Origin of the sequence: Mycobacterium sp. E3298, from assembly GCF_001666895.1 — a bacterium.
Lineage (GTDB): Bacteria > Actinomycetota > Actinomycetes > Mycobacteriales > Mycobacteriaceae > Mycobacterium.
The window spans coordinates 1-5,354 of record NZ_LZJB01000620.1; the positions used below are offsets into that span (position 1 = coordinate 1).

Consider the following 5,354-nt stretch of genomic DNA (forward strand, 5'->3'; position numbering starts at 1 on the left):
CCGTCGGCGACACACGCGATCGAGGCCGCCATCGGCGTGCGGCGCCCGCTGTCCCGGCTCGGGATGGGTCTGCACCGCCGCCATCGCCAGGCGCAGGGCGACGACATCGACATCGACGCGGCGGTCGAGGCCCGCGTCGAGGTGCTGGCGGGGTCGGTGCCCGACGAGGCCGTGTACCTCGACAGCCTGCGGCGCCGGCGGGATCTGTCAGTGCTCCTTCTCCTCGATGTGTCGGGCTCGGCCGCCGAGGCCGGCACGGTCGGGCGCACGGTGCACGAGCAGCAGCGCACGGCGGTCGCCAACCTCACCGTCGCGCTGCACGACCTGGGCGACCGGGTCGCGCTCTACGCCTACTACTCGCAGGGCCGGCGCGCGGTGAACGTGGTGCCGGTCAAGCGATTCGACGACCACCTCGACGCCCGAGTCATGCGGCGGCTCAACAGCCTTGAGCCGGGCGCGTATTCGCGCCTCGGCGCGGCGATCCGGCACGGGTCGGCGGTGCTGGAGGCGCGCGGCGGGACGTCGCGGCGGCTGCTGGTGGTGCTCTCCGACGGGCTGGCCTACGACCACGGCTACGAGCGGGCCTACGGCGCCGCCGATGCGCGCCGCGCCTTGGCCGAGGCCCGCCGCCGCGGCATCGGCTGCGTGTGCCTGACCATCGGCGCGGGTACCGACGTGCAGTCGCCGCGCCGCGTGTTCGGCACCGCCGCACACGCCACGATCGCGCGCCCGGACCAACTCGCGGGCGTGATCGGCCCGTTGTTCCGGTCCGCCCTGCGCTCGGCCGAGGTCCGGCGCCGGGTGTCATGACGCGCCACGACAACCGATGGCCGAGCCTAAACGCGCTCGTCAGACAGCTTGAAACAAACATCTGTTCCGCGATAGGCTCGATTGACCGTGGGTAGCGGAGGGGAAGGTATGGCCAACGAGTCCGGGCTGGTGCACCGGAACGGCGCGATGCCCGAGGCCGGGGCGTCGCGCCCCTATTACAAGGCGATCGGCGGCGAGGAGGCCGTATTCAAGGCGGCGTACCGCCAGGGTCTGGCCCTTGTCCTGAAGGGGCCCACGGGCTGTGGCAAGACCCGGTTCGTCGAGGCGATGGCCCACGATCTCGGCCGGCCGCTGATCACCGTCGCCTGCCATGACGACCTCACCACGGCCGACCTGGTCGGCCGGTACCTGTTGCAGGGCGACGAAACCGTCTGGGTGGACGGCCCGCTGACACGGGCGGTGCGTGAGGGGGCGATCTGCTATCTCGACGAGGTGGTGGAAGCCCGGCAGGACACCACGGTGGTCCTGCACCCGCTCGCGGATCACCGGCGGCAGCTGCCGATCGAACGTCTCGGCGTCACGCTCGATGCGGCGCCCGGGTTCGGCCTGGTGGTGTCCTACAACCCGGGCTATCAGAGCGTGCTGAAAGACCTCAAGGATTCGACCCGGCAGCGAATGGTCGCCATCGAATTCGATTTCCCCGCAGCCGATATCGAAGAGGGGATCGTCGCACACGAGGCCGGCGTGGACGACGCCACCGCCGCGGACCTGGTCCGGTTGGGACAGGCCATTCGCCGGCTGGAAACCGGCGGCCTGCGTGAGGTCGCGTCGACCCGCGTGCTGATCGCAGCGGGCAGGCTGGTGGCGGAGGGGCTCACCATGCGAGAGGCGGCTCGCGCCGCGATCGCGGGGCCGCTCACCGACGACGTGGCCGTGGGCAGGGCCCTGGCCGAGCTGATCGGGATCTATCTGGGCGGCGCGGGCGAATGATTGACGCTGCATACGGCCGCCGCTAGGGTCTGAACAAATATTAGGTTTGCCGTGGTTCGGCGTGCGTGAGGTTCGGGAGGTTCGATGTCCTACGAAAGCAGCGCTGAGCCGATCAAAGTCGGCTACCTGATGGACTTCACGCTGCCGCCGGGTTTCCCCGAGGAACTGATGGCGAGTTTCACGCGGTGCTTCGACCTCGTCTTCGAAGAAGCCGTTGGGCAGGGCCTTCTCGATCGCCCCGTGCAGATGATCTATCGCGAGGTGGAGGGCCTGCCCAAGGGATCGGTCAAGGCGGTTATCGATGCGTTCGGCGAGCTCGTCGACGAGGGCTGCCTGGTGGTGTTCGGGCCGCACATCACCGACAACTGCGTGCCGACCCGCGAGGCGATCGAGGAGCGGTTCAAGGTGCCGGCGATCAGCGTCACCGGCACCGACGACTGGCTGGGCGAATGGACCTTCGCGTTCCCGCAGGGCTCGATGACCGATGAGCCGATCTTCATCGCCGACCTCGTCGCCAAACGCGGACTCTCGGAAATCGGTGTCCTCGTGGAGCAGAATCTGATCGGCGAGAGCTACCTGAAGAATCTTCGAAGTGCGTGCCGCCGCAAGGGCATTCGCATCGTCGCGGAGGCGGCAATCGCCCAGACCGCGCAAGACATCAACGACGCCGTCCGCACGCTGCACGAGGCCAAGGCCGAGGCGATCGTGCATCTGGGGTTCGGCTTCGGCATCGTCTTCATCAACCCCGCGCTGCAGGCCGTGGATTGGGATCCGCCGCGATTCACCACCACCGCATTCCAGAACGCCTGGGTGAACCCGATCATGTGGGACGCGTTCATGGGCTGGGTCGGCGTCGACCAGTACGACGAGGAGAACCGGCTGGGCCAGGACTTCCTCGACCGTTACGCGAAGAGGTACGAGGGCAGCCGGCCCGAGTACTGCGTGTCGGTGGTCAACCACGACGTTGCCGCCACCCTCGTCCGCGCGTTCGCCGATGCCCACCCGCTCAGCCCGCGCGGGGTCAAGGAGGCGCTGGAGCGGGTGAAGATGATGCCCGCCGCGTCGGGTGCCCCCGGCACGCGCGTCTCCTTCGGGAAGTGGACGCGGCGCGCGTGGATGGGCGCCGGCTATCTGGTGGCCCGCACGCTGGACGCCGACGGCACCAACTCGCACCTGGTCGATCGCTTCGGAGAGTGAGGCTGGCAAAGACATGAGCACCGATCAATCCGCACCGCTTGCGGCGCAGGAAAATCCGGCGCCCCCGCGGCGGACGGACAAGCGGGGCTGGGGCGGCTGGGTCGCCGGCGCCGCCCTCGCCGCGTTCACGCTCTTCTTCATCGCGAACTGCCGCGTTGCGTTGGACCCCCGCGTCGCCAACCCGAATGTGCAGGGTCGGCCCCGCCCGGTGAAATTCACGTTCGGGCTCGACTACATCGGGTTCCTGGACTGGGCCACGGTCGTGGCGCTGGTCGTGCTGCTGATCGTCTTCATCAGAGGCTGGCGCCGCAATCCCGGTAGTCCGGTGATGCTCATGTTCCTGTGCACCACGCTGATCGTGTGGCAGGACCCGATCATGAACTGGTCACCGTTCGCGGTCTACAACCCGGATTTGGTGCATTGGCCGGAATCCTGGCCGCTGGTGTCGATTTCGCCTACGGTCGAACCCTTCGTGGTCTTCGGTTACGTGATGTTCTACTTCGGGCCGTACTTCCCAGGGATATGGATCCTGCGCAAGCTGCAGGCCCGCAAAGGGCCAGAGGCCTTCGTTTCGCGGCACCCACTGATTTGCCTGGGGGCGATAGTCCTGGTGATCGGGTTCGTCATCGATGCCTTCCTGGAGAACACGTTGATCCACTGGGGCATGTACATCTACTCCCAGGTGATCCCGTGGGGCTCGGTGTTCACCGGCACGACATTCCAGTTCCCGCTGATCTGGGAGTCGTTCTCGGTGACCTTCGTGATGGTTCCGGCGGCGATACTCTGCTACCGCGACGACACCGGCAAGTCGGTGGCCGAGAAGCTGGCCGCGAAGGCCAAGATCTTCCCGACCCGTCCGGTGCTCGGCACGTTCCTGGTGATGTTCGCCATCATCAACGTGTCCTACTTCGCCTACGGGGCGTGGTTCTGGGTCATCAAGGTCAGCCACGCGGCGACCTCCGTCGCGTGCCCCTGGCCGTATCCGGAGGCGAAAGTGTACGACCCCCAAGGCTATTACGAAAAGGCTGGGGCGCAGGGCCCATACTCGGTCGGCATCTGGTCGACCTGGGCCAGCGGGGAGCCCAACGGGCGGCCCCATGTCGATTCCCCACCGCCCGGTGTGGGTGCCTGCGCGACCCCGGGCGCGCATGGCTGAGCCGCGCACCGTCGTCATCACCGGCGCGTCGCGAGGTCTGGGCTTCGCGTCGGCGGTGCGGCTGTACCGCGAAGGCTGGCGGGTTATCGCGGCGATGCGGACGCCCGACGTCGGCCTGCCGCCGCTGCGGGCGGCGACGGGCGCCGGTCAAGACGACGATCGGCTGGTCGGCGTGCAGCTCGACCTGTTGGACCCGGCGTCGATCGCGGCGGCGGCCAAGGCCATCGAGGAAGCCGGCGGCGCCCCCTACGCCCTGGTGCACAACGCCGGAATCTCCGCCGCCGGAATGGTGGAGGAGACCGATATGGCGTTGTGGCACAGGATGTTCGAAACGAACGTCATGGGCCCGGTTGCGCTCACCCAGGCGTTGCTGCCATCGATGCGGGCGGCCGGCGAGGGACGCATCGTCCTGGTGTCCAGTGCGGCCGGGGTGCGCGGCCAACCGGCCACCGCCCCGTACTCCGCGGCCAAGGGGGCGCTGGAGCGGTGGGGCGAAGCCATGGCGTGCGAGATCGCGCCCTTCGGGTTGGGCGTCACCGTGTTGGTCGCCGGCACGTACGACACCGAGATCATCACCGACGCGGGCACCACCGACAACCGCGACTTGGGCGGCCCGTACGCCCGGCTGCACAACACCATGAACACCCGCGGCAGGGCCGCGATGAAACTCGCCAGGCCACCCGAGAAGTTCACCGACGGCCTGGTCAGTGCGCTGGACGACCGGGTGCCGTTCCGCCGCCGCGGCGTCGGACTGGATGCATCGATGCTGTTGGCGGCCAACAGGATCCTGCCGGCTTCAGGCATGCACCACATGTCGCGGGTCGTGCTGGGCATACCCAGACAGGGCACGATGCGCGACGGGGCGTGGCCGCTGACGCTAAGCCAACGGGCGATGGTATTCGCAGCGCGCGTGCTGCCGCAGCCGGTGCTGCAACGCTTGGCCGCGCTGGCGGCGAAGCGCAAGGGAACCCAAGGGGGCTGAGGGGAAAGTATGGAACAGCTATTCGACGACCTGGAGGACTTCGGCGCCTTCGACGACGCGGTCTCCGGGGACGTGCGCGACCCGTACACGGAACTGGCGCGGCTGCGCCGCGAGGAACCCATTCAGCGCCTCGACGTTTCCGGGATGCCGCATGAGGAATCCAAACCCGTCTTCATCGTCTACCGCCACGAGGAAGCCCAGCAGATGCTGCGCGACAACGAGACGTTCTCGTCGGCGGCCGTCATCGCCGCGTTCGGG

The 5,354-nt window shown here is 68.2% G+C and carries 5 protein-coding genes and 1 pseudogene; all 6 read left to right on the forward strand.

The window, feature by feature from the left end; all coding sequences use genetic code 11:
• On the forward strand, positions 1 to 810 hold an 810-nt coding region (locus tag A9X05_RS28620; protein ID WP_156737068.1), incomplete at its 5' end, for a VWA domain-containing protein.
• Between the two features lie 108 nt (positions 811 to 918).
• Positions 919 to 1,761, forward strand: coding sequence for a CbbQ/NirQ/NorQ/GpvN family protein (locus tag A9X05_RS28625; RefSeq protein WP_067785726.1), 843 nt, complete (start codon positions 919 to 921; stop codon positions 1,759 to 1,761).
• 84 nt (positions 1,762 to 1,845) lie between these two features.
• Entirely contained in the window at positions 1,846 to 2,958 is a 1,113-nt protein-coding gene (locus tag A9X05_RS28630) for an ABC transporter substrate-binding protein (protein WP_067755901.1), read from the forward strand.
• 13 nt (positions 2,959 to 2,971) lie between these two features.
• Positions 2,972 to 4,114, forward strand: coding sequence for a spirocyclase AveC family protein (locus A9X05_RS28635; protein ID WP_067755890.1), 1,143 nt, complete (start codon positions 2,972 to 2,974; stop codon positions 4,112 to 4,114).
• Positions 4,107 to 5,096, forward strand: coding sequence for an SDR family oxidoreductase (locus A9X05_RS28640; protein ID WP_067785729.1), 990 nt, complete (start codon positions 4,107 to 4,109; stop codon positions 5,094 to 5,096). The genes A9X05_RS28635 and A9X05_RS28640 overlap by 8 nt, the downstream gene beginning before the upstream one ends.
• Before the next feature lie 9 nt (positions 5,097 to 5,105).
• Positions 5,106 to 5,354, forward strand: a pseudogene (locus A9X05_RS28645) (cytochrome P450); the annotation flags it as partial.

What these genes read in the sequence shown, in the direction of transcription:
- A9X05_RS28625 (WP_067785726.1), top strand. Translation starts at nt 919, where the DNA reads ATGGCCAACGAGTCCGGGCTGGTGCACCGGAACGGCGCGATGCCCGAG.
- A9X05_RS28630 (WP_067755901.1), top strand. Translation starts at nt 1,846, where the DNA reads ATGTCCTACGAAAGCAGCGCTGAGCCGATCAAAGTCGGCTACCTGATG.
- A9X05_RS28635 (WP_067755890.1), top strand. Translation starts at nt 2,972, where the DNA reads ATGAGCACCGATCAATCCGCACCGCTTGCGGCGCAGGAAAATCCGGCG.
- A9X05_RS28640 (WP_067785729.1), top strand. Translation starts at nt 4,107, where the DNA reads ATGGCTGAGCCGCGCACCGTCGTCATCACCGGCGCGTCGCGAGGTCTG.